Raw genomic sequence first — 24,642 nt, 5'->3', positions numbered from 1 at the left:
TGCCGGCGATGCGCGCCTCAATACCAGCGCGCCTCACCCGCCGGACGCTTCTTGAAGCGCTTCATGCTCCACATGTACTGGCTGGGATACTCGCGCACATAGCGCTCGACCACCTTGCTCATCGCGGCCGCCGACTCGTTCACGTCGGTGCTGTACATCGCCTCCGGCGCGGCTTCCAGAAACACCTTGAAGCCTGACCCGTCAGGCAGGCGCAGGGCATGCAGGAAAACCCCCACTGCCTTGCCGCCGGCGAGCATGTTCGGCACGAACTTGCTGGTCAGCGCTTCAGTGCCCAGGAAGGGAACGAATACACCCGCCGATTCGGCCGGCTCGGGATCGGCCGGGATGCCGACCTGGCCGCCGCGCCGAACTTCCTTGATCACGCTGAGGATGCCTTCCTTGGTCGAAGGCGCCACACGGTTGCCCATCTGCACACGCTGCTCGCGCAGCAGGTCGTCCACCGCCTTGAGTTTGGGGGGCCGGTAGAAAATGATCGGCTTGCACTGGTTGCAGTAGAAGTGGTTCAGCACTTCCCAATTGCCCAAATGGCTGGTGATGCCCACAACGCCCTTTCCAGAAGCCAGGGCCTGCTCCAGCACTTCAAGCCCATGCACTTCCTTGACCAACTCCAACGAGCGGTGTGGAGGCCAGATCCAGGCGCAGGCGCTTTCGACGAAGGATTTGCCGATGTCCCGCAGGGCCTGGCCGACCAGTTGCTCACGGGCAACCGGGTCCATCTCGGGGAAGCATTTGGCCAGGTTGATGCGCACCACGTTGCGCGAGCCATTGGGTATTTTCCACATCAGCCAGCCGATGCCGGCCCCGACGCGTTGCACCGCACCCCAAGGCAACTTGGCGAACAGTCGCAGCACCCCGACCATCAGGGCGCCCTTGAACTTTTCCACAGGCGAGTTCCTTATTTCAGCAGGACGGGCATTGTAACCCTTCAGTGGGACAAGTCGGCGTAGCGATCACAGTCGGTGGTGTGGTCCATGACCATGCCGGTCGCCTGCATGAAGGCATAGCAGATGGTCGGGCCGACGAAGGTGAAGCCGGCTTTGCGCAACGCCTTGCTCATGGCTTGGGCTTGTTCGGTGACCGCCGGGACTTCGCTGCGGGTGCTGAAATGGTTGATCTTCGGGGCGCCACCGACGAACGACCACAGCCACTCGGCCGGGTTATCCACAGCCAGCCAGGCCTGGGCATTGCGCCTGGCAGCCTTGAGCTTGAGCCGATTGCGGATGATGCCGGCATCCTGCATTAACGCCTCGATGCGCTCGTCGCTCATCACCGCGAGTTTCGCAGGATCAAAACCCTCCAGCACTTCACGATAGCGCTCGCGCTTGCGCAGCACGGTGATCCAGGAAAGGCCTGCCTGGAACCCTTCGAGCAAAAGCATCTCGAACAGCAACGCCGGGTCACGCTGGGGCGTTCCCCATTCCTGGTCATGGTAGGCCTGGTACAACGGATCGTCGGTACACCAAAAGCAGCGTGGCATAAGGCTCCAATGAGTAGAGGGCGAGGCGAATCAGGTTATACTCCCGCTCTTTACATCCGCATCCCCAGATACAGGTGAATTTCGTGAGCCAGCCTACGCCAGCCGTGCGTACCTTCCAAGACCTGATCCTCGCCCTGCAGAACTACTGGGCCGAGCAAGGTTGTGTGGTGCTTCAGCCCTACGATATGGAAGTAGGCGCCGGCACTTTCCACACCGCCACCTTCCTGCGCGCGGTGGGTCCAGAAACCTGGAACGCCGCCTACGTGCAGCCAAGCCGTCGCCCTGCCGACGGGCGGTACGGCGAAAACCCCAACCGCCTGCAGCACTATTATCAATTCCAGGTAGTGCTCAAGCCCAACCCGGCCAACTTCCAGGAGCTGTACCTCGGCTCGCTGAAAGCCATCGGTCTGGACCCGCTGGTGCACGATATTCGCTTCGTCGAAGACAACTGGGAATCGCCAACCCTCGGGGCCTGGGGCCTGGGCTGGGAAATCTGGCTCAATGGCATGGAAGTGACTCAGTTCACCTACTTCCAGCAGGTCGGTGGTATCGAGTGCTACCCGGTGACCGGTGAAATCACCTATGGTCTGGAGCGCCTGGCCATGTACATCCAGGGCGTGGACTCGGTCTACGACCTGGTATGGGCCGATGGTCCGTTCGGCAAGGTCAGCTACGGCGACGTGTTCCACCAGAACGAAGTGGAGCAGTCGACCTACAACTTCGAGCACGCCAACGTCGAGAAACTGTTCGAGTTGTTCGACTTCTACGAAAGTGAAGCCAACCGCCTGATCAAGCTGGAACTGCCATTGCCGACCTATGAAATGGTCCTCAAGGCATCCCATACGTTCAACCTGCTCGATGCCCGCCGTGCCATCTCGGTGACCGAGCGCCAGCGTTACATCCTGCGGGTGCGCACCCTGGCCCGCGACGTGGCGCAAAGCTACCTGCAGGCCCGTGCGCGCATGGGCTTCCCGATGGCGACCCCCGAACTGCGTGACGAAGTGTTGGTTAAGCTGGAGGCTGCACAATGAGTGCTCAAGATTTCCTGGTAGAACTGGGCACCGAAGAGCTGCCACCCAAGGCCCTTGCGACCCTGGGCGACGCGTTCCTGGCCGGCATCGAAAAAGGCCTGCAAGCTGCAGGCCTGAACTACACCGGCAAATCGGTCTACGCCGCGCCGCGCCGCCTGGCCGTGCTGATCCGCCAACTCGATGTGCAGCAGCCTGACCGCAGCATCAACATCGACGGCCCGCCCCTGCAGGCGGCCTTCAACGCAGAAGGCGAGCCGACCCAGGCTGCACTGGGCTTTGCCAAGAAGTGCGGTGTGGAGCTGGCCGACATCGACCGTAGCGGCCCCAAGCTGCGCTTCTCCCAGCACATCCCCGGCAAAGCGACCGCGGGCCTGCTGCCGACCATCGTCGAAGACTCGCTCAACGACCTGCCTATCCCTAAACGCATGCGCTGGGCGGCAAGCCGTGAAGAGTTCGTGCGTCCGACCCAATGGCTGGTGATGCTGCTGGGCGATCAGGTGGTCGACTGCACCCTCTTGTCCCAGAAGGCCGGCCGCCAATCGCGCGGGCACCGCTTCCACCATCCGGAAAGCGTCACCATCAGCGCCCCGGCCAACTATGTCGAGGACATGCGCAAGGCCTATGTGCTGGCCGATTTCAGCGAGCGTCGCGACCTGATCGCCAAACGTACCGCCGAGCTGGCCATGCAGCAGGAAGGCACCGCCATCGTGCCACCCGCGTTGCTGGACGAAGTGACCGCGCTGGTGGAGTGGCCGGTACCGCTGGTGTGCTCGTTCGAAGAGCGTTTCCTGGAGGTGCCGCAAGAAGCCTTGATCACCACCATGCAGGACAACCAGAAGTACTTCTGCCTGCTCGACAGCGAAGGCAAGTTGCTGCCGCGCTTCATCACCGTGGCCAACGTCGAGAGCCGCGACCCCAAGCAGATCGTGCAGGGTAACGAAAAGGTCGTGCGTCCACGCCTGACCGACGCCGAGTTCTTCTTCAAGCAGGACAAGAAGCAACCGCTGGAAACCTTCAACGAGCGCTTGAAGAACGTGGTGTTCCAGGCCCAGCTGGGTACGGTCTATGACAAGGCCGAGCGGGTATCGAAACTGGCAGCGTTCATTGCGCCCTTGATTGGCGGCGATGCGCAACGAGCCGCGCGTGCCGGCTTGCTGTCCAAGTGCGACCTGGCTACGGAAATGGTCGGTGAGTTCCCAGAGATGCAAGGCGTCGCTGGCTACTACTACGCGCTCAACGACGACGAACCGCAGGATGTGGCGCTGGCGCTGAACGAGCAATACATGCCGCGCGGTGCAGGCGCCGAATTGCCTCAGACCCTGACCGGTGCTGCCGTCGCCATCGCCGACAAGCTCGATACCCTGGTGGGCATCTTCGGCATCGGCATGCTGCCCACCGGCAGCAAGGACCCGTACGCCCTGCGCCGCGCCGCACTGGGCGTGCTGCGCATCCTGATCGAGAAGCAGCTGGACCTGGACCTGACCGGTGCCGTGCAGTTCGCGGTCCAGCAGTACGGGGCCAAGGTCAAGGCTGCCGGGTTGGCTGACCAGGTGCTGGAGTTCATCTTCGACAGGCTGCGTGCCCGTTACGAAGACGAAGGCATCGACGTCGCCACTTACCTCGCGGTTCGCGCGCTTCAGCCAGGTTCCGCACTGGACTTCGATCAGCGCGTCCAGGCGGTCCAGGCCTTCCGCAAGCTGCCCGAAGCCGAGGCACTGGCCGCCGTCAACAAGCGCGTGTCGAACCTGTTGAGCAAGGCAGAAGGCGCCATCGCCGAACAGGTCGAGCCCAAGTACTTCGACAATGCCAACGAGTTCTCGCTGTACTCGGCCATCCAGCAAGCCGATCAGGCTGTGCAACCGATGGCTGCTGCACGTCAGTACAGCGAGTCGCTGGCGCGCCTTGCCGCCCTGCGTGATCCGGTCGATGCCTTCTTCGAGGCTGTGATGGTCAATGCCGAGGACGCCAAGGTACGTGCCAACCGATATGCCCTGCTCAGCCGTCTGCGTGGGCTGTTCCTGGGCGTGGCCGACATTTCGTTGCTGGGGTAAGCCTTGAAACTGCTGATTCTCGATCGTGACGGGGTCATCAACCAGGACTCCGACGCCTACATCAAGTCGCTGGATGAATGGGTGCCCATCCCTGGCGCCATCGAGGCGATCGCGCAGTTGAGCAAAGCGGGCTGGACGGTGGCCGTGGCCACCAACCAGTCCGGTATCGCCCGTGGCTATTACCCGCTCGCGACCCTTGAGGCCATGCATGCGCGCTTGCGCATGCTGGTGGCCGAGCAGGGCGGTGAGGTGGGGCATATCGTGTATTGCCCGCATGGCCCCGATGAAGGCTGCGATTGCCGCAAGCCCAAGCCGGGCCTGTTGCGGGCCATCGCCGAGCACTACCAGGCAAGCCTTGAGGGCATCTGGTTCGTGGGCGATAGCCAAAGTGACCTACAGGCTGCGCTGGCCGTCGATGCACAACCTGTTCTGGTAAAGACAGGCAAAGGCGAACGTACCCTTGAGAAGGGCGTTCCGGCTTCAACCCTGATTTATGACGATCTGGCTGCCATCGCCAGGGCACTTATCTAAACGGTGCGCCCTTGGGCGCACTTTTCTAAAAGCGGGCAGGTCCCGCAATGGTACAAACCACTATGTCGATCCTGCAGGCGATCAGAGTCTTTCTTTTTTACCTGCTGCTGGGTACCAGTTCGCTGCTCTGGTGCTCGCTGAGCTTCTTCATTGCGCCGTTTCTGTCGTTCCCCAAGCGCTACAAATTCATCAATGTGTACTGGTGCCGCTGCGCTATTTTCCTGGCACGCGTCATCGTAGGCATCGATTACAAGATTACCGGCGCTGAAAACGTGCCAGCCGAGCCCTGTGTGATTTTGTCGAATCACCAGAGCACCTGGGAGACATTTTTCCTGTCTCAGTATTTCTCTCCGCTCAGCCAGGTGCTCAAGCGTGAGCTGCTGTATGTGCCGTTCTTCGGCTGGGCCATGGCCATGCTGCGTCCCATTGCCATCGACCGCGACAACCCCAAGGAAGCATTGCGCCAAGTGGCCAAGAAAGGCGATGAACTGCTCAAGCAGGAAACCTGGGTTCTGATCTTCCCGGAGGGCACACGCGTACCCTTTGGCACGGTGGGCAAGTTCTCCCGGGGCGGGACGGCGCTGGCGGTAAACGCTGGGCTCCCGGTGTTGCCCATTGCCCATAATGCCGGCAAGTACTGGCCGAAGAATGGGTGGGGCAAGCACGCTGGCACCATCGAAGTGGTGATCGGCGAACCCATGTACGCCAACGGCACAGGCCCTCGCGCCATTGCCGAGCTCAATGACCGCGCCCAGGCCTGGAACGAAGCCACCCAACGGGCCCTGGGCTCGCTTGCGCAGGTCGAAGAAAGCACGCAAGCCGAGGCCTGAGCGGCTTGTGGATAACGTGTGAGCAAATTATGGATTAGCTGTTGCAAAACTAAGCTAACCCTATGAATTAGCTACATATTTACTCTTTGTTGATTTTTCCTAAAAACGTGCATAAGTTTTTTCACGGCATAAAAAAACCGGCTTTTAGAGCCGGTTTTTTTGTGGGGGTGGTTCAGCGAATCACACCTTGTCGATATCCACGTCCTTGGTCTCTTTGAGACAGAAGATGCCCACTATCAGGCTGATGCCCGTGACCAGTACCGGGTACCACAACCCGTAAAAGATATCGCCGGTGTAAACCACCAGGGCGAACGATACCGTGGGCAGGAAACCGCCGAACCAGCCATTACCGATGTGATACGGCAAGGACATGGAGGTGTACCGGATACGCGTAGGGAACAGCTCGACCATCACGGCAGCCAGCGGTCCGTAGGTCATCGTGGCGATCAGGATCATGGCCACGATCAACACCACCACCATCACGCTGTTGACTTGGGCCGGGTCAGCCTTGGCGGGGTACCCTGCCTGCTCGACCGCCGCGCGCATGGCCGCCTCGTCATAGCCATTGATGGTCTTGTCGCCGATGCTCACGACCACTTCGCTGCCGTCAACGCTTACCGAGCTATAGGGCAAGCCTTGCTTGACCAGGAAGGTCTTTACTTTGTCGCAGGGGCTATCAAAGCGCGCCTTGCCCACAGGGTCGAACTGGAAGGTGCAGCCTTTCGGGTCAGCGGTCACGACGATGGGGGCCTGGCGGCTGGCGGTGTCGATCTGCGGGTTGGCGTAGAAGCTAAGGGCCTTGAACAACGGGAAGTAGAGCACCGTGGCCAACAGCAGGCCCAGCATCAATATCGGTTTGCGCCCGATCCGATCGGACAGCCAGCCAAAGAACACGAAAAACGGCGCGCCGATCACGACGCTGATGATCAGCAAGGTGTTGGCCTGGGCCGGGTCCATCTTCAACATCTGGGTCATGAAGAACAGTACGTAGAACTGTGCCGTATAGAAGGTGACAGCCTGGCCCGCATTGATACTGAACAGCGCAGTGAGCACGACCTTCAGGTTAGGCCAAGACGTAAACGACTCACGAATCGGCGATTTGCTGATCTTGCCCTGTGCCTTCATTTTCACGAAGGCCGGGGACTCGTGCATGCTCATTCGAATCCAGGTCGAGATCCCCAGCAGCACGATGGACAGCAGAAACGGCAGGCGCCAGCCCCAGGTTTCGAACTGATCGCCACTTACATAACGGCTGCCCAGTACCACCAGCAATGACAGCAACAGTCCCAAGGTGGCGGTGGACTGGATGAACCCAGTATGGAAGCCCCGCTTGCCAGGTGGCGCATGTTCGGCCACGTAGGTGGCTGCACCGCCGTACTCACCGCCCAGCGCCAGGCCTTGCAGCATGCGCAACACGACCAGGATGATCGGCGCCGCGATGCCAATGCTGGCATAGGTGGGCAAAAGGCCAACGGCGAACGTGGACAGCCCCATCAGCACGATGGTGATGAGAAAGGTGTACTTGCGACCGATCATGTCCCCCAAGCGGCCGAATACCAGGGCACCAAACGGTCGCACCAGGAAGCCGGCGGCAAACGCCATCAGTGCGAAGATGAACGCGGTGGTGTCGTTGACGCCCGCGAAGAACTGCTTGCTGATGACGGCAGCCAGGGCGCCGTAGAGGAAAAAGTCGTACCACTCGAACACCGTACCGAGCGATGACGCGAAAATGATCTTGCGTTCTTCACGACGACTGGGGCGGCTGGCGGCCGCATCCTGCTCTTGGATGTAATCCGACATCGTTGCTGTCCTCGGCCCGCAGGCCACAGTGATTATTCTTGTTGTTCCACTGCCGACAGCGTCCGACTACGCGCTGCCGTATTGCACACCCCTTCAGGGTGTTGGTAGTGCATCCTGGTTGAGGAAGGTCGTTGTGGCTGCTCCTTTCAAAATAAGCTGCGCCGCCTTTTCAGCGATCATCAGGGTAGGTGAACAGGTATTGCCCGACGTTATCTGGGGCATGATCGATGCGTCTGCCACACGAAGGCCGGGGATGCCATGGACACGAAGCTGGTCATCGACCACATCCATGGGGCCATTGCCCATGCGGCATGTCCCTACGGGATGGAAAATCGTCGTGCCTATCTTGGCCGCCGCTTCGTGCAGCTGTTCTTCAGTTTGTAGGGCAGGTCCAGGCAGATATTCTTCGGGCGCAAAGGCTGCGAGGGCAGGGGCCTGCACGATGCGCCGGGTGAGACGGATAGCGTCGGCGGCGACACGCAGGTCCTGGGGGTCGCTGAGGTAGTTGGGGTCGATGAGCGGCGCGCTGTGCATGTCTGCACTGCGAATATCGATACGCCCGCGGCTCAGTGGCCGCAAGTTGCACACAGAAGCCGTGAAGGCTGGAAACGGATGCAACGGCTCGCCAAAACGGTCCAGGGACAGAGGCTGCACGTGGTACTGCAAGTTCGCAGTGGCCTGGTCGGGGTTCGAACGCACGAAAGCGCCCAGCTGGCTTGGCGCCATGGCCAGCGGACCGCTGCGATCGTACAGGTAGCGCAGGCCCATGCCCATCTTGCCCCACAGGCTATTGGCCATCTGGTTGAGGGTACGTGCGTTGCCGATCTGGTAGATCAGCCGTAGCTGCAAGTGATCCTGCAGATTGCTGCCTACACCCGGCATGGCATGGCGCACCCCGATACCCAAGTCCTCCAGCAACTGCTGCGGACCAATGCCCGAGCGTTGCAGGATGCCGGGTGAGCCTACTGCACCTGCGCATAGCACAATCTCTCGTCGCGCCGAGAACTCGTGCCAGCGGCCCTGCCAACGGGTTTTGACAGCGCGGGCGCGCGTGTTGCCTAGCAGCACTTGATCCACCTGCACATCGGTCATAACAGTCAGATTGGCGCGGTGCTTAATGGGGCGCAGAAACGCTTTGGATGCGTTCCAGCGAACACCGCTACGCTGGTTGACCTGAAAATATCCACAGCCTTCGTTGTCGCCGGTGTTGAAGTCATCGATTTTGGCAACACCCGCCTGCTCGGCTGCATCGCGGAAGGCGTCGAGGATCGGCCAGCTGTAGCGCTGGCGCTCTACACGCCATTCACCGCTGGCACCATGGTATTCGCTGGCACCGCCATGGTGGCTTTCGCTTTGCTTGAACAGCGGCAACACGTCTTTCCAGGCCCAGCCTCGGTTGCCTAGGCTAGCCCAGTGATCGTAGTCAGCCGCCTGGCCACGCATGTAGATCATGCCGTTGATGGAGGAGCACCCGCCCAGGACCTTGCCACGGGGGTAGCCCAGCGACCGACCTTGCAGCCCAGGCTGCGCCTCGGTCTTGAAGCACCAGTCCGTGCGGGGGTTACCAATGCAGTACAGGTAGCCCACCGGCACGTGTATCCAGGGATAGTTGTCCCGCCCACCGGCTTCGAGTAGCAGTACCCGGCATGACGGGTCGGCAGACAACCGGTTCGCCAGCAAGCAGCCAGCGGGGCCGGCGCCCACGATCACATAGTCGTAGGCAGAATCGACTGATGACATAGAGGACCTCAGGGCCTGTTTTTGTTCTTGTCCCCAACCAGCTTAGTGAGTAATTTCGCGGAAGAAACACGCGATTTCGCGCACCCGTTGTGCGTTTAAGCACAGCGATGCCTCTCGGAGCGTCGGCGCCTCTAACCGGGTGTTCGATACAGATATGCAAGGACCAGCATGTTCGATTGGAATGATTTGCGGTTTTTCCTGGAGCTGCAGCGCAGCGGGCGCTTGTTGACGGCTGCCAAGCGTCTGGAGACGACCCACAGCACCGTTGCGCGCCACATCGAGCGTATCGAGCAGAGCCTGGGCACTGCGTTGTTCGTCCAGCATGCCCAAGGGTATGAGCTGACGCCTTCCGGACAGGCGCTGCTCAAACATGCCGAAGCCATGGAGAACACCGCCTTGCTGGCGCAGGAGGAAATCACCCAAGCCATCACGCCGCTTGGCAAGATCCGCCTCGGTGTGACCGAGGGGATCGGCATCATGTTCTTCACGCCACGGATGAATGAGTTGTTCGAGCGCTACCCCGGCCTGGAAGTGGAGTTGGTTGCGGTGCCGCGTTTTGTCAGCATCCTCAACCGTGAAGCGGAAATCAGCATTCACCTGGAAAGGCCAAGTGCAGACTTGCTGATCACCCGCAAGCTCACCGACTACCGGCTGGCCCTCTATGCCAGCGCAGCGTACCTGGAGCGTGCCGCGCCCCTGCGCAACCGCGAAGACCTGGCGCGCCACAGTTGGATTGGCTACGTGGACGACTTGCTGTTCAGTCAGGAGCTGCTGTTTCTCAACAGCTTCTGCCGATCGCCGAACGTGGTGTTTCGCAGTACCAGCGTGATAGCCCAGCAAGCGGCGGCGCGTGCAGGGTTGGGTATCGCCGTGCTACCCAACTACATGGCGCGGCATGACCCGACGCTGGTGCGGGTGCTGCCAGGGGAAACCATCCAGCGCAGTTACTGGATCTGCACGCGGCGCGAACTGCATAAATCCGTACGCCTGCGCGTGGTATGGGATTACCTGCTGAACCTGTGTGCTGCCGAGCAGGATGCGCTGCTAGCGCCCTAGCGCTTTGCTGATCAGCAATGCCGCCGCGGCCCACCCTGCGATGGCGAACAGTTGTTGCAGCCGCGGGCCCTCCAGCCTTGCCGCCAGTGGCCGGGCCACCAGCAAGCCCAGTACCGCACCCAGCGCAAACGGCGCACCCACCTGCCAGCGCATGCTCCCTGCAAAGGTGGCGGTGGCAACACTGCCCAAGGCAACCAGCGCGATGACTGCCAGGGAGGTAGAGACGATACTGCCCATACACAAGTTGGTGTAGCGCCGCAGGGCAGGGACGATGACGAAGCCGCCGCCCACGCCCAGCAGGCCTGACAGCAGCCCCGACAACGCCCCGGTGCCGGCGAGCGCCCGCGCGCACGGAAGCGTCCAGCGTAAACGACCCTGCAGGGGGTTGAGTACACAGGGCTCGATGAAGCGATGTGCACCTGGGTTTGCGCCGCTCAATTGCTGACGGGCCTTCAACCAGGTGCGCACGCACGCGTAGATCAGGATGCCTGCAAACATCAGCTGAAGCGGTGCGTTGGGCAAACGATGCGCAAGCATCAGCCCCAGCGGCGTAAACACGATACCCACCGCAGCGATGAACAGGGCCGCACGGTAGCGCACCACGCCCTGGCGCAAGCCCAAGCCGGCACCAACCGCCGCCGACAGCCCCACAGCCAGCAAACCGATCGGGGCAGCCTGCGCCATCGAAAGCCCCAGGCCAAACACCAGCAACGGAACCGCAAGGATGCCACCGCCGGCACCTGTCAGCGCCAAGACCGCGCCGATGATCGTGCCCAGCCCTGTGCTGAGCCACGTCTGATCGATCACTGGGCTGCCTCGGTCGTTCTTGCAACCGGCTTGGCCAGCCACTCACGGCCCTTGAGCATGCCTTGCCAATACAAGGGCGGCAGCAGACGAGCTTTGAGCAGCCAGGCCAAGCGGGTGGGTTTGCGGCCGTCGAGGAGCCACTGAGGGAAGCTCGGCTTGAGCGCGCCACCATAGCCAAATTCGGCCAGCACGATCTTGCCGCGCTCGACGGTCAGCGGACAGGAGCCGTAGCCATCATAGTGCGCCAGGCCCGTGCGTCGACCCAGTGCCACCAATACATTGTTTGCCACCACCGGCGCTTGTTTGCGTGCAGCGGCAGCCGTCTTCGCGTTGCTGGCATTGATCACGTCCCCAAGCGCGTGCACATGGGCGAAGACACGATGGCGCAGGGTAGAGGGGTCCACATCCACCCAACCAGCGCCATCGGCGAGGCAGCTGTGGCGAATGAAGTCGGGGGCGACCTGTGGCGGTACCACATGCAGCATGTCGAACGGCTCGGTGCGAAGGTGCTGGGTGCCATCCGCAAGCGTATGGGCGAACACAGCCTGCTGGTTTGGTCCATCCACGGCGATCAGCCGATGGCCGAAGTTGAGGTCTACCGAGTACTTGTCGATGTAAGCCATCAAGGCGGGCACGTAGGCGGGCACCCCGAACAAGGCATTGCCGGCATTGAAAAAGCTGGCTTGCACGGCGCCCAGCCGGCCCTGGCGCAGCCAGTGGTCGCAGGACAGGTACAGCGCTTTTTGCGGGGCGCCAGCGCATTTGATGGGCATGGGCGGCTGGCAGAACACGGCGCGGCCTTGCTTGAGGCCCTGCACCAGCTCCCAGGTATAGGGCGCCAGGTCGTAGCGGTAATTGGACGTGACGCCATTCTCGCCCAGGGTGTCTGCCAGCCCCTCGATGCCCGCCCAATCCAGCTTCAGCCCAGGGCAGACCACCAGCTGTTCAAAGGTAAAGGCCCTGCCATCTGCCAGCAGGACCTTGCGACACTGTGCATCGAACCCTTGCACCTGTGACTTGATCCAGCGCACCGCGCGGGGGATGACCGACGACATCGGCCGAGCCGTGCTCGGGGCATCGAAGACCCCGGCACCGACCATGGTCCAGCCGGGTTGGTAGTAATGAACCTCGGCGGGGTCTATCAGGGCGATGTCCAGCGAGGGGTCGCGCTGGAGGAGGCTGGACGCCGTCGCAATGCCGGCAGCACCGGCGCCTATGATGATGACTTGGTGATGAAACGCTGGAACGGAGGAGGGCACGGCGGGCATGGTCGATCCTGACTGTCTGATTATGGGATGTGCCTGACTACAACGTATTGAGGGGAATCTTCAGGTAGCGCACCCCATTGGCCTCAGGGGCTGGGAACTGGCCACTGCGCATGTTCACCTGGACGGCGGGCAGGATCAGGACAGGCATGTCCAACGTTCGATCACGCGCTTCGCGCATGGCCACGAAGCTGTCTTCGTCGATACCTTCATGGATGTGAATGTTCTGAGTGCGCTGCTCGGCCACGGTGGTCATGTAGCGCAGCTCGCGCCCTTCGGGCAGGTAGTCGTGACACATGAACAGCCGGGTGCCATCCCCTAGCGCCAGGAGGCGATGAATCGAGCGGTACAGGGTCCGGGCATCGGCACCAGGGAAGTCGCATCGCGCAGTCCCGTAGTCCGGCATGAACAACGTGTCGCCGACGAAGACTGCCGCCTGGCCTTCATGCTCGATGAGATAGCTCATGCAGGCAGGCGTATGCCCAGGGGTATGCAGGGCTTTAGCCTGCAGATTGCCTATGTGGAAAATTTCTTCATCGTCGAACAGCACGTCGAACTGGCTACCATCACGGGCGAAGCCAGGTTCAGCGTTGAACAAGCTGCCGAAGACTTTCTGGACCTGGGTGATGCAAGCTCCAATTGCAATGCGCCCCCCCAGCGTGTCTTTGAGGTAGGCAGCAGCGGACAGGTGATCTGCATGCACATGGGTTTCCAGTATCCATTGCACCTGAGCACCAAGCGCTTTCACACGTTCGATCAGGCAGTCCGCAGAGGCCGTCGTCACGCGCCCGGCCTTCGGGTCGTAATCCAGAACGCTGTCGATCAAGGCGCAAGCGCGCGTTTCGCCATCCATGACCAGATAGCTGATAGTTGAGGTGGCGCTGTCGAAGAACGCTTCCACGTGAAGGTTTTTGCCAATGATCATTCAAGTCTCCCATTCGGCTAGCCCCGTTTGCTGCACGGTTCAGGGGCGCCACATCTATCCCCCATCAAGATACATGCCACCGCACAGATGCCTGCCTGGGGCCCTGGATTGGCGGGTCATGGGCAGATGGCCGCTTCGTTGGCAGTGAAGAGTGGCAGTGCGGTGTCAGTCGATGGCAGCGGCTGGCAGTCCTTGCTACCCTCGAACACGTTATCCGACTGGTGCCGTCATGTCCGAACCTCACCCCTCAGTGCTTGCCTTGGTGTCTTTTCTGGAGCACGACGTCCTGCCCGCCATCGTGCTGGACACCGACTACAACATTCTGGCCGCCAACGCCGCTTATCGACGTCAGTTCGGTCAGGACCAGCAGGCGCCGCTTGGGCAGAAATGTCACAAGGTCTCACACCATTACCACGTTCCCTGCGACCAGGCCGGCGAGGACTGCCCGATGCGCAAGGCCTGGTCCAGCAAGGTGCCCGAGCGCGTGCTGCATGTGCATCACACCCCTCGCGGACCGGAACATGTGGATGTCGAACTTCGGCCGATCCTGGATGAGCAGGGCAGGGTGATTGCTTTCGTCGAACGGCTCACCCGTATCGTCATCGCATCTGCCCAGCCGCAAGAGCAAGGGCTCGTTGGCCAGGCACCTGCATTCACGGCGGCATTGGCCAGCTTGCAACGTGCGGCGCCGGCTGACATCCCTGTCCTGCTCCAGGGTGAGTCCGGCACGGGCAAGGAACTGTTCGCGCGGGCGTTGCACATGGGCAGCCCCAAGGCCGATGGCCCCTTGGTCGTGGTCGATTGCACCAGCCTGACGGAGGCGCTTTTCGAGAGCGAACTGTTCGGTTACGAGAAGGGTGCATTCACCGGTGCTCACCAGCGCAAGACCGGCCTGGCAGAAGCTGCCCACGGCGGCACGCTGTTCCTGGACGAGATCGGTGAAGTGCCCTTGGCCATGCAGGTCAAGCTGCTGCGCTTGATCGAAACCGGCAGCTTCCGGCCTGTTGGCAGCCTGCGTACCGTGCATTCGGATTTCCGCCTGGTGTCGGCAACCCATAAACCCTTGAGGCAGATGGTGGCCGACGGCACGTTCAGGGAGGACCTGTACTACCGGATCAGTGGGTTCCCTATCCGGATGCCTGCACTGCGCGAGCGTATCGAGGATCTGCCTCTGCTGGTCCAAAGCCTGCTGAAAAGAATCGCAGGGCCCAGCGCGCCCACACTCGGTAATGCTGCTCTCGATCGACTGATGACGTATCCGTTTCCGGGGAACATCCGCGAGTTACGCAACATCCTGGAGCGGGCACGGCTGTTTGCCGATGAAGGCGTCATTCAGCCAGAACACTTGCCCGAAGACGTGGTGTCGCTCCCTGCCCAAGTGCGCGCCCACGGAAGTCGGCCAGCAGATCTCCTACAGGTGCTTAGTCAGTTCAGGGGGTCGCGCAGTGAGCTGGCCAAGCACTTGGGTATCAGCGAACGTACGTTGTATCGGCGTTTGAAAGCGGCGGGCATTGCCGAGGACCATTGATCCCCTACGCACAAGCTCGATCTGGGCCACTGCTTACCCTCGTCGCACGTCACCCTTGCAGAATCATGTCAGCGATTGGCTGCTTTTAAAACTTGAAGCACTCAAGGTCGAGGCGTATGACCCACTGCAAGTCCGTTCTGAATTACACCCTTGAGCTAATGCGGGGTGAGCGTGCCTACCCGGAGATTGGAAATGAAAAAGCCCGCTAGCGCGGGCTTGATGATGACCGGTTAGGCTCGAATTTCGAAGCTGCCCGGTCGTGCAACGGTCAAGGCTGATCAGAAGTCCAGGTTGGACACCGACAATGCATTGCTTTCGATAAAGTCACGGCGCGGTTCAACGGCGTCACCCATCAGGGTGTTGAAGATCTGGTCAGCCGCGATTGCATCTTCGATGGTGACCTTCAGCATACGGCGCACAGTTGGGTCCATGGTGGTTTCCCACAACTGATCCGGGTTCATCTCACCCAGCCCTTTATAGCGCTGGATGGTATGGCGCTTGGTGGTCTCGTTCATCAACCAGTCCAAGCCTTCCTTGAACTCGACGATGGCCTTGCGACGCTCACCACGTTGCACATAAGCGCCTTCACCCAACAGGCTGGACAGCTTGGCACCCACGTTGACCACGGTGCGGTAGTCGTTGCTGCCGAAGAAGTCACGGTTGAACGTGATGTAGCTGGCAAGCCCGTGGGAGGTGATTTCCACCTCAGGCAGCCACACATTACGTTCCTTGTCTTCACGCAGGCTGGCCTTGTAGACCAGGCCCGATTTCTGGGTCGAATTCAGGCGCTCATGCAACTGGTTCTTCCAGGCTTCCATCACCGCATGATCACCCAGCTGCTCGAGAGTGACTTCAGGCAGGTAGATGAAATGCTCGGTGAGCTCCTGCGGGTACAGGCGCGACAGACGCTTGAGGGTCTTCATCACACCGCGGAACTCGTTGACCAGGGCTTCCAGTTGCACGCCGGATACCGGCGGCGCGGATTCGTCCAGGTGCAGGCTGGCGTCTTCCAGGGCCGATTGGGTCATGTACTCTTCCATGGCCTCATCGTCCTTGATGTACTGCTCTTGCTTGCCGCGCTTGACCTTGTACAACGGTGGCTGAGCAATGTAGATGTAGCCGCGCTCGACCAGCTCTGGCAACTGACGGAAGAAGAAGGTCAGCAGCAACGTACGAATGTGCGAACCGTCAACGTCAGCATCGGTCATGATGATGATGTTGTGATACCGCAGCTTTTCGATGTTGTACTCTTCCCGGCCAATGCCGCAGCCCAGCGCGGTGATCAAAGTCCCAACTTCCTGGGACGAAATCATCTTGTCGAACCGAGCTTTCTCTACGTTCAGGATCTTGCCTTTGAGTGGCAAGATGGCCTGGGTCCGACGGTTACGCCCCTGTTTCGCAGAGCCGCCTGCAGAGTCACCCTCCACCAGGTAGAGTTCCGACAGGGCAGGGTCCTTCTCCTGGCAGTCAGCCAGCTTGCCTGGCAAGCCCGCAATATCCAGTGCGCCTTTACGGCGAGTCATCTCACGCGCTTTGCGTGCAGCTTCACGGGCGCGCGCAGCATCGATCATCTTGCCGACGACAGCCTTGGCTTCGTTCGGGTTCTCCAGCAGGAAGTCAGAGAAGTACTTGTTCATCTCCTGCTCGACAGCGGTTTTTACTTCCGACGATACCAGCTTGTCTTTAGTCTGCGAGCTGAACTTGGGGTCGGGCACCTTGACCGAAATGATCGCAGTCAGGCCTTCGCGTGCGTCGTCCCCAGTGGTGGAAACCTTGTTCTTCTTAGCCAGGCCTTCCTGCTCGATGTAGCTGTTCAGGCTGCGCGTCAAAGACGAACGGAAACCCACCAGGTGCGTACCGCCATCGCGTTGCGGGATGTTGTTGGTAAAGCACAGCAGGTTCTCGTTGAAGCTGTCGTTCCACTGGAGAGCAACTTCTACACCCACACCGTCTTCGCGCTGTACGCTGAAGTGGAACACCTGGGCGTTCACCGGCGTCTTGTTGGTATTCAGGTATTCGACGAATGCCCGCAGACCGCCTTCGTACTTGAAGAACTCTTCCTTACCACTGCGCTCGTCTTTCAGCAGAATGCCGACGCCCGAGTTCAGGAAAGACAGCTCACGAATACGCTTGGCCAGGATGTCCCAGCTGAAGTGAATATTCTTGAATGTCTCTGCGGACGGCTTGAAGTGAATGTGAGTACCGGTCGTCTCACTTTCACCGACGATGGCCATCGGCGCCTGAGGCACACCGTGGACGTACGTCTGTTCCCAGATCTTGCCGCTGCGACGCACCGTCAGTATCAGTTGCTCGGACAACGCGTTGACGACCGAAACGCCTACCCCGTGCAATCCACCGGATACCTTGTAGGAGTTGTCATCGAACTTACCGCCTGCGTGCAGCACAGTCATGATGACTTCTGCTGCCGAAACGCCTTCTTCTTTATGCACGTCGACCGGAATGCCACGGCCGTTGTCACGCACGCTGATGGATTCATCAGGGTGAATAATTACTGTGATGTCGTCGCAGTGGCCGGCCAGGGCTTCGTCGATGGAGTTGTCGACCACCTCGAAGACCATGTGGTGCAGGCCGCTACCATCATCGGTGTCGCCAATGTACATGCCGGGACGCTTGCGCACGGCATCCAAACCTTTTAGCACCTTGATGCTGGAGGAGTCGTACGTCTGATTTTCGCTCATGCCTTCACTCCCGATGGTCGTGGGTCTGGGTGATACGGCCTTGTTCCACGTGGAACAAAGCAACCGGCGTTTCCGTCTGCCAGCCTTCCCTCAATAATTCATGATCTACACAGGTGATGAATACCTGGCAGCGTAATTCTTCAAGCAAGCGACATAGTGCGCGGCGATGTTGCTCATCGAGTTCCGACGGCAAATCGTCCACAAGATAAATGCAGTGGCCGCGTCGTGCTTGGCCAACCAAATGGCCTTGAGCTATCCGCAGTGCGCATACCACCAGTTTTTGCTGGCCGCGGGACAGGATGTCTGCTGCGTTGTTTGCAGCTAATCGAAGTCGCAAATCTGCACGTTGCGGACCCGCCTGCGTGTGTCCCATCTGCTGGTCACGAAGGAGGGAAGTAGCCAACACATCCTGCAGCTCCCGGTCTTTGTCCCAGCCTCGGTAATAGCTCAGGGTAAGACCGTCTAGCTCAAGCAACTCACTCAAAGTCTTTTCGAATACAGGCTTCAGGGCCTTGATGTATTCGCGGCGGTATTCATCTATTTCGGCGCTGGCCAGGCATAACTCCCGGTCCCAAGCGGCTTGCGAAGCTGGGTCAAGTGTACCATGCCGCAACCATGAGTTCCGCTGCCTGAGGGCCTTCTGCAGGCGTTGCCACGCGGGCATGAAGCGAGGTTCCACGTGGAACACGCCCCAGTCGAGAAACTGTCGCCTGATCTTCGGGGCGCCTTCGAGGAGTCGAAAGCTGTCTGGGTTGATGAGCTGTAATGGAAGCAATTCAGCAAGCTGTGCAGCGCTACGCGCATTCTGCCCATCGATCCTGATGGTGAAATCACCCTGCCGCTCGCGAGACACCCCAAGGTTACAGGTACCGCCTTCGGCAAGGAGCACCTCCCCGAATACCGTACAAGAGGCTTGCTCGTACTGGATTACCGGGTTCAAGCGAGTGCTGCGAAAGGATCTAGCCAGACCGAGTAGATGAACAGCTTCAAGAAGGCTTGTCTTGCCGCTCCCGTTATCGCCAAAGAGCACGTTGATACGCGGGGAAGGGGAGAGCGTCACCGGGTGCAGGTTTCGCACCCCGGTGACGATGATACGCCTAAGTGACATTTGGCCTGCTTTGCTTACAGCCGCATCGGCATGACAACGTACGAAGAGTCGTCATTGCCTGCCTCCTGCAGTAGTGCACTGCTGTTGGAGTCCGACAAAATCAGGCGCACCTGCTCAGTGGTCATGACGCCCAGCACATCCAGCAGGTAGCTGACGTTGAAACCGATCTCAAGCGAGCTACCGTCGTAGTCGACGCTGATTTCTTCCTCAGCCTCTTCCTGCTCGGGGTTGTTGGCCTGGATCTTCAACTGGCCGGCAGCGAGCAACAAGCGAATCCCGCGGTACTTTTCGTTGGACAGGATCGCGGTGCGGCTGAACGCCTCGCGCAAAGCTTGGCGATCACCAATCACCAGTTTGTCACCGCCTTTGGGCAGCACACGCTCGTAATCAGGGAATTTACCGTCAACGAGCTTGGAGGTGAATGTGAACTCACCCGTCGTTGCGCGGATATGGTGTTGCCCAAGAACGATGCTGACCATGCCTTCAGGCTCGGTCAGCAAGCGAGCAAGCTCCAGAATACCTTTGCGCGGCACGATCACCTGGTGGCGGTCGTCCTGTTCGATCGGTGCACTCATCGAGCACAATGCCAGGCGGTGGCCATCAGTGGAAACGGCACGCAGGGTATTGCGCGACACCTCCAGCAGCATGCCGTTAAGGTAGTAACGCACGTCTTGCTGGGCCATGGCGAAGCTGGTGCGTTCGATCAATCGACGCAGTTTGCTTTGTTCCAGATTGCACGTGAGCGAGCCTGGCCCTTCTTCCACGGTCGGGAAATCATTGGCAGGCAACGTCGACAGTGTGAAGCGGCTACGCCCGGCCTTGACCAGCAGTTTTTGCTCATCGAGCTTGATGTCGATCAGCACGTCACTGGGCAGGCTTTTGCAGATGTCCATCAGCTTGCGTGCTGGGACAGTGATCTCGCCAGGCTCGGCAGGTTCTTCCAGTTGCACGCGGCCCACCAGTTCAACCTCAAGGTCGGTACCGGTCAGCGACAGTTGCTGGCCTTGAACGACCAGCAAAACATTTGAAAGCACCGGCAACGTCTGCCGGCGCTCGACGACACCTGCCACCAGTTGCAGAGGTTTGAGCAAGGCTTCGCGTTGAATCGTGAAATGCATGGTCTAGTCCCTTGCCTTCATATGGCTGCGCTGACGGCCCTCAGGTCGTCAGCGTGCGCAGCAGGTTCTTGTAGTCCTCGCGGATATCCGCGTCGGATTCTTTCAGTTCATTGATCTTTCGGCAGGCATGCAGCACGGTCGTGTGGTCGCGCCCACCAAACATGTCGCCGATTTCTGGCAAGCTGTGGTTGGTCAGCTCCTTGGAGAGCGCCATCGCCACCTGACGTGGACGAGCTACCGAACGGGACCGGCGTTTGGACAACAGATCGGAGATCTTGATCTTGTAGTACTCGGCCACCGTACGCTGGATGTTATCCACACTCACCAGCTTGTCTTGCAGTGCCAGAAGGTCCTTCAGGGATTCGCGGATCAACTCGATAGTGATGTCGCGCCCCATGAAGTGCGAATGGGCGATCACGCGCTTCAGGGCGCCCTCCAGCTCACGCACGTTCGACCGAATACGCTGAGCGATGAAGAAGGCCGCATCGTGCGGCAGTTCCACCTTGGCCTGATCGGCCTTCTTCATCAGGATCGCGACGCGCGTTTCCAGTTCCGGCGGCTCCACGGCAACCGTGAGGCCCCAGCCAAAGCGCGATTTCAAACGTTCCTCGAGCCCTTCGATTTCCTTGGGATATCGATCGGAGGTGAGGATCACCTGCTGGCCACCTTCGAGCAGTGCGTTGAAGGTGTGGAAAAACTCTTCCTGTGAACGCTCCTTGCGCGCAAAGAACTGAATGTCATCGATGAGCAGCGCATCGACCGAACGGTAGAAGCGCTTGAACTCGTTGATTGCATTGAGCTGAAGTGCCTTGACCATATCGGCGACGAAGCGCTCGGAATGCAGGTACACCACCTTGGCATTCGGGTTCTTTCTAAGCAGGTGGTTACCCACGGCATGCATAAGGTGGGTTTTACCCAAGCCCACACCGCCATAGAGAAACAGGGGGTTATAACCATGCTTGGGGTTGTCGGCAACCTGCCAGGCGGCGGCACGGGCCAGCTGGTTCGACTTGCCTTCTACAAATGTGTCGAACGTGAACGTGCGGTTCAGGTAGCTGGTGTGCTTGAGAGCACCTTCCACCTGCACCGTCCGCTGCTCTGTCCTACCCGCGGGGGCCTGAGCAGGTTCGGCCATGGCATCGAAGCTATCCCTCGAAGAAGGCTCGGCCACGTCGTTGGCGTTTGCAGGCGCGGGGTCGGACGAGGCCACTGGAGCGGGCTCGGACGGCGTGATGGAGGGGGCCTTGGGCGTCGTTTGCACCAGAGAGGCTGCCACAGCCGCGCTCACTGGGGCATTAGGTGCCGCACGGGGGGCAGAGCTGCGCCGGCTGCCGATCAGCAGCGACAACGCAGGGGCGATGCCCGTGCCTTTTTCTCCCAAAAGCTCAAGCAAACGCCCCAGGTACTTTTCATTGACCCAATCGAGAACGAAACGGTTAGGCGCATAGACGCGCAACTCGTCGCCTTCGGCTTCGACCTGTAACGGACGGATCCAGGTGTTGAATTGCTGGGCAGGCAGTTCATCGCGCAGAAGCTCCACGCACTGCTGCCAAAGTTCCACTGACACGGATATCCCCTGAGCTTGAAAGCCACGAAGGCTGAAACAAACGGCCATTGTACCGGGCACGCGCTCAGTTATCCACATGCGGACACGCCGGCATGTATGGCAGAACTGTCATTCAATGACCGAAACACCACTTATACGCTGTGCATAAACCATGTGGATAACTAGCCATGAGGGCTATGCACAACCCAGTGAATTGGCCTGTGTATAACCTGCCTGTGTATAAATAGCCCTTTTATGCACAGCTTAAATTCAGCTCTAGAACAGTCGCAGCACGGCTTCCGAACAAGGTTTAAAAATGCTGCGAAGCCCTGGCTATGAGGCCTTCAGCACGTTATCCACAGAAAGTTATCCACTTAAGAGTATTAAGATCTTTAGAGAAGCTTTTTATATGTCTTTCTTATTTTTCATGTTGAGCATGTTGTGTGCTGCCCAGCCTCATGGAGGTGTCAGTGCCGCTAGCCAATCCTTACGCCCGTTCATCCCACACCTAAAGGAAAGGTTGGTTGGAAATTGACCTATGGGCTTGCTTTCTCTAGAATCGCCGGTCTCTTAAAAGGGGGCCATCCCGGCCCGTCGTCGACAAACCCAGGTAACACGCCATGAAACGTACTTTCCAACCAAGCACCATCAAGCGCGCGCGCACTCACGGTTTCCGTGCCCGTATGGCTACTAAGAACGGCCGCGCTGTTCTGTCGCGTCGTCGTGCCAAAGGCCGTAAGCGTCTGGCCATTTGATTTTTCGGCACAGGTGGTGAGTCAGGACTTCAGTCGGGAAAAGCGACTGCTTACACCCCGGCATTTCAAAGCGGTCTTCGACTCCCCAACCGGCAAGGTTCCAGGGAAAAACCTGCTGATCCTTGCTCGCGAGAACGGTCTGGATCACCCGCGCCTTGGCCTGGTGATTGGCAAGAAAAGCGTCAAGCTCGCCGTTCAACGCAACCGCCTCAAGCGCTTGATGCGCGATTCCTTTCGTCTGAACCAGCATTCACTTGCCGGATTGGATATCGTGATCGTCGCGCGCAAGGGATTGGGTGAGATAGAAAACCCGGAATTGCACCAACACTTCGGCAAACTCTGGAAGCGCCTGGCGCGTAGCCGACCGGCACCAGCAGTCTCCGCCGATCGCGCAGGGGTAAGCAGCCAAGATGCGTAAACTGGCACTCGTTCCGATCCAGTTTTACCGTTATGCCATTAGTCCTCTGATGGCCAGCCACTGCCGTTTCTACCCCAGTTGCTCTTGTTACGCCTACGAAGCCATCGAAAACCACGGCCTCTGGCGTGGTGGATGGCTAGCCGTTCGTCGCCTGGGGCGTTGTCATCCGTGGAACGACGGCGGTTTCGACCCCGTTCCACCCGCTCCTTCCTCCCGAACTTCTTCGATAGCCGAGTAATCATGGATATTAAACGCACGATCCTGATCGTCGCCCTGGCAATCGTGTCCTACGTCATGGTCCTTAAATGGAACCAGGACTACGGCCAGGCTGCCCTGCCGACTCAGAATACTGCTGCCAGCACGACCAACCCTGGTTTGCCCGATGGCGTACCTGCCGGTGATTCCGGTGCGGGTGCCAGCGCCGATGTGCCAAGCGCCACTGCTGAAACCCACACCGCCGATCAGGCACCCGTGGCTGTCAGCAAGGACCTGATCCGGGTCAAGACCGATGTGCTGGACCTGGCTATCGATCCGGTAGGTGGTGACGTCGTCCAGTTGAACCTGCCGCAGTATCCACGCCGTCAGGACCATCCGGACATTCCGTTCCAACTGTTCGACAACGGTGGGGAGCGCGTCTATCTCGCGCAAAGCGGCTTGACTGGTGCCAACGGTCCAGATGCCCGCTCGACCGGTCGCCCCCTCTACGCTGCCGATCAGAAGCGTTATCAGTTGGCCGATGGTCAGGACCAGTTGGTGGTGGACCTGAAGTTCAGCGACAACGGGGTCAACTACATCAAGCGCTTCAGCTTCAAGCGCGGCGAATATGACCTGAACGTCAGCTACCTGATCGACAACCAGAGCAGCCAGGCTTGGAGCGGCAACATGTTCGCCCAGCTCAAGCGCGATGCCAGTTCCGATCCATCGTCGAGCACTGCCACGGGTACCGCGACCTACTTGGGTGCGGCCTTGTGGACACCTTCGGAGCCTTACAAAAAGGTCTCGATGAAGGACATCGACAAAGGTAGTTTGAAAGAAAATGTGTCCGGCGGCTGGGTAGCATGGCTTCAGCACTACTTCGTGACCGCATGGATCCCGGCCAAGTCCGACAACAACGTGGTGCAAACCCGCAAGGACAGCCAGGGTAATTACATCATCGGCTACACCGGCCCGGCTATCAGCGTGCCTGCTGGGGGCAAGGCTGAAACCAGCGCCATGCTGTATGCCGGTCCCAAGATCCAGTCCAAGCTCAAGGAGTTGTCCCCAGGCCTGGAACTGACCGTCGACTACGGCTTCTTGTGGTTCATCGCCCAGCCGATCTTCTGGCTTCTGCAACATATCCACAGCCTGCTGGGTAACTGGGGCTGGTCGATCATCGTGCTGACCATGCTCATCAAGGGCCTGTTCTTCCCGCTGTCCGCTGCCAGCTACCGTTCCATGGCACGTATGCGTGCGGTCTCGCCCAAGCTCGCAGCGCTCAAGGAACGCTTCGGCGATGATCGCCAGAAGATGTCCCAGGCGATGATGGAGCTGTACAAGAAAGAGAAGATCAACCCACTGGGCGGTTGCTTGCCGATCCTGGTTCAGATGCCAGTATTCCTGGCCCTTTACTGGGTACTGCTGGAAAGCGTCGAGATGCGTCAGGCACCTTGGATGCTGTGGATTACCGACCTGTCTATCAAGGATCCGTTCTTCATCCTGCCGATCATCATGGGCGCCACCATGTTCATCCAGCAGCGCCTGAACCCGACCCCGCCGGATCCGATGCAGGCCAAGGTGATGAAAATGATGCCGATCATCTTCACCTTCTTCTTCCTGTGGTTCCCAGCAGGTCTGGTGCTGTACTGGGTTGTGAACAACTGCCTGTCCATCACGCAGCAGTGGTACATCACACGCAGCATCGAGGCTGCCAACAAGAAAGCGGCTGCCTGACGGGCTG

General features: G+C 59.6%; 21 protein-coding genes. 10 read left to right on the top strand and 11 right to left on the bottom strand.

What is annotated here, in order from left to right:
• Positions 1–17: 17 nt before the first annotated feature.
• Positions 18–905: a lysophospholipid acyltransferase gene (locus B2Y33_RS02480; protein ID WP_027913290.1), complete on the bottom strand. Its 888-nt coding sequence runs from the start codon at positions 903–905 to the stop codon at positions 18–20.
• Between the two features lie 41 nt (positions 906–946).
• Positions 947–1,498 carry a DNA-3-methyladenine glycosylase I gene (locus B2Y33_RS02475; RefSeq protein ID WP_027913291.1) on the bottom strand — a complete coding sequence of 184 codons (552 nt, stop codon included), beginning with the start codon at positions 1,496–1,498 and terminating at the stop codon, positions 947–949.
• Positions 1,499–1,581: 83 nt separating this feature from the next.
• Between B2Y33_RS02475 and glyQ the strand changes: the two genes are divergently transcribed.
• The 4 genes from glyQ to B2Y33_RS02455 are packed head-to-tail and all read left to right on the top strand — an operon-like array spanning position 1,582 to position 5,941.
• Entirely contained in the window at positions 1,582–2,529 is a 948-nt protein-coding gene (gene glyQ / locus B2Y33_RS02470; protein ID WP_027913292.1) for a glycine--tRNA ligase subunit alpha, read from the top strand.
• Positions 2,526–4,580 (top strand): glycine--tRNA ligase subunit beta, encoded by a 2,055-nt coding sequence (gene glyS / locus B2Y33_RS02465; RefSeq protein ID WP_206405070.1) that lies wholly within the window; start codon positions 2,526–2,528, stop codon positions 4,578–4,580. Before glyQ ends, glyS begins: the two co-directional genes overlap by 4 nt.
• A 3-nt stretch (positions 4,581–4,583) precedes the next feature.
• Positions 4,584–5,111: a D-glycero-beta-D-manno-heptose 1,7-bisphosphate 7-phosphatase gene (gmhB, locus tag B2Y33_RS02460; RefSeq protein WP_027913294.1), complete on the top strand. Its 528-nt coding sequence runs from the start codon at positions 4,584–4,586 to the stop codon at positions 5,109–5,111.
• 47 nt (positions 5,112–5,158) lie between these two features.
• Positions 5,159–5,941 carry a lysophospholipid acyltransferase family protein gene (locus B2Y33_RS02455; RefSeq protein WP_206405071.1) on the top strand — a complete coding sequence of 261 codons (783 nt, stop codon included), beginning with the start codon at positions 5,159–5,161 and terminating at the stop codon, positions 5,939–5,941.
• A 180-nt stretch (positions 5,942–6,121) separates the two neighbouring features.
• Here the strand turns inward: B2Y33_RS02455 and B2Y33_RS02450 are convergent, their stop codons facing one another.
• Together B2Y33_RS02450 and B2Y33_RS02445 are read right to left on the bottom strand one after the other, a co-directional pair.
• Positions 6,122–7,741: an MFS transporter gene (locus B2Y33_RS02450; protein WP_027913296.1), complete on the bottom strand. Its 1,620-nt coding sequence runs from the start codon at positions 7,739–7,741 to the stop codon at positions 6,122–6,124.
• 93 nt (positions 7,742–7,834) lie between these two features.
• Complete coding sequence (locus tag B2Y33_RS02445; RefSeq protein ID WP_027913297.1) at positions 7,835–9,481, bottom strand: GMC family oxidoreductase; 1,647 nt, start codon at positions 9,479–9,481, stop codon at positions 7,835–7,837.
• Positions 9,482–9,649: 168 nt separating this feature from the next.
• Between B2Y33_RS02445 and B2Y33_RS02440 the strand changes: the two genes are divergently transcribed.
• Positions 9,650–10,537 (top strand): LysR family transcriptional regulator, encoded by an 888-nt coding sequence (locus B2Y33_RS02440; protein ID WP_027913298.1) that lies wholly within the window; start codon positions 9,650–9,652, stop codon positions 10,535–10,537.
• Here the strand turns inward: B2Y33_RS02440 and B2Y33_RS02435 are convergent.
• From B2Y33_RS02435 to B2Y33_RS02425, 3 genes are read right to left on the bottom strand one after another with little or no spacing between them, the layout of a single operon-like run.
• A complete protein-coding gene (locus B2Y33_RS02435) occupies positions 10,526–11,344 on the bottom strand; it encodes a sulfite exporter TauE/SafE family protein (RefSeq protein WP_027913299.1) in 819 nt (272 codons plus the stop codon). The two genes, B2Y33_RS02440 and B2Y33_RS02435, sit on opposite strands and share 12 nt — an antisense overlap.
• A complete protein-coding gene (locus B2Y33_RS02430; protein ID WP_027913300.1) occupies positions 11,341–12,612 on the bottom strand; it encodes an NAD(P)/FAD-dependent oxidoreductase in 1,272 nt (423 codons plus the stop codon). Before B2Y33_RS02430 ends, B2Y33_RS02435 begins: the two co-directional genes overlap by 4 nt.
• A gap of 37 nt (positions 12,613–12,649) precedes the next feature.
• Positions 12,650–13,534, bottom strand: a complete 885-nt coding sequence (locus tag B2Y33_RS02425; protein ID WP_027913301.1) for an MBL fold metallo-hydrolase — start codon at positions 13,532–13,534, stop codon at positions 12,650–12,652.
• 229 nt (positions 13,535–13,763) lie between these two features.
• Here B2Y33_RS02425 and B2Y33_RS02420 point away from each other — a divergent pair, with 229 nt between their 5' ends.
• The gene (locus tag B2Y33_RS02420) at positions 13,764–15,062 is read left to right on the top strand and encodes a sigma-54 interaction domain-containing protein (RefSeq protein WP_088522806.1); all 1,299 of its coding nucleotides are present in this window, start codon (positions 13,764–13,766) and stop codon (positions 15,060–15,062) included.
• A 278-nt stretch (positions 15,063–15,340) separates the two neighbouring features.
• Here B2Y33_RS02420 and gyrB read toward each other — a convergent pair whose 3' ends face one another.
• Genes gyrB through dnaA form a run of 4 tightly spaced genes read right to left on the bottom strand, consistent with a single transcriptional unit; the run spans position 15,341 to position 21,554 of the window.
• The gene (gyrB, locus tag B2Y33_RS02415) at positions 15,341–17,761 is read right to left on the bottom strand and encodes a DNA topoisomerase (ATP-hydrolyzing) subunit B (protein ID WP_027913303.1); all 2,421 of its coding nucleotides are present in this window, start codon (positions 17,759–17,761) and stop codon (positions 15,341–15,343) included.
• A 4-nt stretch (positions 17,762–17,765) separates the two neighbouring features.
• Positions 17,766–18,869: a DNA replication/repair protein RecF gene (recF, locus tag B2Y33_RS02410; protein WP_028686812.1), complete on the bottom strand. Its 1,104-nt coding sequence runs from the start codon at positions 18,867–18,869 to the stop codon at positions 17,766–17,768.
• 14 nt (positions 18,870–18,883) lie between these two features.
• A complete protein-coding gene (gene dnaN, locus B2Y33_RS02405; protein ID WP_023532585.1) occupies positions 18,884–19,987 on the bottom strand; it encodes a DNA polymerase III subunit beta in 1,104 nt (367 codons plus the stop codon).
• A gap of 40 nt (positions 19,988–20,027) precedes the next feature.
• Entirely contained in the window at positions 20,028–21,554 is a 1,527-nt protein-coding gene (gene dnaA / locus B2Y33_RS02400; protein ID WP_027913305.1) for a chromosomal replication initiator protein DnaA, read from the bottom strand.
• A 599-nt stretch (positions 21,555–22,153) separates the two neighbouring features.
• Here dnaA and rpmH point away from each other — a divergent pair.
• Genes rpmH through yidC form a run of 4 tightly spaced genes read left to right on the top strand, consistent with a single transcriptional unit; the run spans position 22,154 to position 24,635 of the window.
• The gene (gene rpmH, locus B2Y33_RS02395; protein WP_003253163.1) at positions 22,154–22,288 is read left to right on the top strand and encodes a 50S ribosomal protein L34; all 135 of its coding nucleotides are present in this window, start codon (positions 22,154–22,156) and stop codon (positions 22,286–22,288) included.
• A gap of 13 nt (positions 22,289–22,301) precedes the next feature.
• A complete protein-coding gene (rnpA, locus tag B2Y33_RS02390; protein ID WP_027913306.1) occupies positions 22,302–22,706 on the top strand; it encodes a ribonuclease P protein component in 405 nt (134 codons plus the stop codon).
• A complete protein-coding gene (yidD, locus tag B2Y33_RS02385) occupies positions 22,699–22,944 on the top strand; it encodes a membrane protein insertion efficiency factor YidD (RefSeq protein ID WP_078477749.1) in 246 nt (81 codons plus the stop codon). Before rnpA ends, yidD begins: the two co-directional genes overlap by 8 nt.
• Positions 22,945–22,946: 2 nt before the next feature.
• The gene (gene yidC / locus B2Y33_RS02380; RefSeq protein WP_028686811.1) at positions 22,947–24,635 is read left to right on the top strand and encodes a membrane protein insertase YidC; all 1,689 of its coding nucleotides are present in this window, start codon (positions 22,947–22,949) and stop codon (positions 24,633–24,635) included.
• Positions 24,636–24,642 lie beyond the last annotated feature (7 nt).

This window comes from Pseudomonas sp. UBA5666, assembly GCF_002420785.1.
Lineage (GTDB): Bacteria > Pseudomonadota > Gammaproteobacteria > Pseudomonadales > Pseudomonadaceae > Aquipseudomonas > Aquipseudomonas fulva.
Note: the sequence above shows the minus strand (reverse complement) of the source record. Positions and strands in the feature narration are given on the sequence as shown.

Coding starts and splice junctions, on each gene's coding strand:
- glyS (WP_206405070.1), top strand. CDS start 2,526: ATGAGTGCTCAAGATTTCCTGGTAGAACTGGGCACCGAAGAGCTGCCA.
- B2Y33_RS02420 (WP_088522806.1), top strand. CDS start 13,764: ATGTCCGAACCTCACCCCTCAGTGCTTGCCTTGGTGTCTTTTCTGGAG.
- rpmH (WP_003253163.1), top strand. CDS start 22,154: ATGAAACGTACTTTCCAACCAAGCACCATCAAGCGCGCGCGCACTCAC.
- yidC (WP_028686811.1), top strand. CDS start 22,947: ATGGATATTAAACGCACGATCCTGATCGTCGCCCTGGCAATCGTGTCC.
- B2Y33_RS02445 (WP_027913297.1), bottom strand. CDS start 9,481: ATGTCATCAGTCGATTCTGCCTACGACTATGTGATCGTGGGCGCCGGC.
- B2Y33_RS02455 (WP_206405071.1), top strand. CDS start 5,159: ATGGTACAAACCACTATGTCGATCCTGCAGGCGATCAGAGTCTTTCTT.
- B2Y33_RS02440 (WP_027913298.1), top strand. CDS start 9,650: ATGTTCGATTGGAATGATTTGCGGTTTTTCCTGGAGCTGCAGCGCAGC.
- B2Y33_RS02475 (WP_027913291.1), bottom strand. CDS start 1,498: ATGCCACGCTGCTTTTGGTGTACCGACGATCCGTTGTACCAGGCCTAC.
- gyrB (WP_027913303.1), bottom strand. CDS start 17,761: ATGAGCGAAAATCAGACGTACGACTCCTCCAGCATCAAGGTGCTAAAA.
- yidD (WP_078477749.1), top strand. CDS start 22,699: ATGCGTAAACTGGCACTCGTTCCGATCCAGTTTTACCGTTATGCCATT.
- recF (WP_028686812.1), bottom strand. CDS start 18,869: ATGTCACTTAGGCGTATCATCGTCACCGGGGTGCGAAACCTGCACCCG.
- B2Y33_RS02425 (WP_027913301.1), bottom strand. CDS start 13,534: ATGATCATTGGCAAAAACCTTCACGTGGAAGCGTTCTTCGACAGCGCC.
- B2Y33_RS02450 (WP_027913296.1), bottom strand. CDS start 7,741: ATGTCGGATTACATCCAAGAGCAGGATGCGGCCGCCAGCCGCCCCAGT.
- B2Y33_RS02430 (WP_027913300.1), bottom strand. CDS start 12,612: ATGCCCGCCGTGCCCTCCTCCGTTCCAGCGTTTCATCACCAAGTCATC.
- dnaN (WP_023532585.1), bottom strand. CDS start 19,987: ATGCATTTCACGATTCAACGCGAAGCCTTGCTCAAACCTCTGCAACTG.